The sequence below is a fragment of the Singulisphaera rosea genome (assembly GCF_054877945.1).
Genome location: NZ_JBTYIP020000123.1, coordinates 1 through 335, shown reverse-complemented (window position 1 = coordinate 335; position 335 = coordinate 1). Strand labels below are relative to the sequence as shown.

Annotated in this window: 1 protein-coding gene; it reads left to right on the top strand. The window is 67.5% G+C overall.

Features of this window, described 5'->3' with window-relative positions; all coding sequences use genetic code 11:
- Positions 1-335, top strand: a 335-nt coding sequence (locus ACYOEI_RS41220; protein WP_462856494.1) for a DUF1501 domain-containing protein, incomplete at both ends; no start/stop codon positions are given.

Genomic DNA, 335 nt, shown 5'->3' with positions numbered 1-335 from the left:
CGGGCGATCGAGACCGCCGTCAAGGGGATCCGACTCGCCGAGGGGTATCCCAGGCTCGCCGAAGTGATGCCGTCGGTCTCGCTGATCCGCTCGCTCGTCAGCAAGGAAGGGGACCACGAGCGCGGGGTGTATTACGTGAAGACCGGCTATCGCCCGGATCCGACGGTCGAACACCCGTCGATCGGCGCGATCTGCTGTCATGAGCTGCCCGTGGGAGAAACCGGCATCCCCCGGCACGTCTCGATCCTGCCGGGCCAATGGCCGGGGCGGGGGGGCTTCCTCGGGGGCGAATACGACGCATTCAAGACCGGCGACCCCCTCCAGAAACTCCCGGA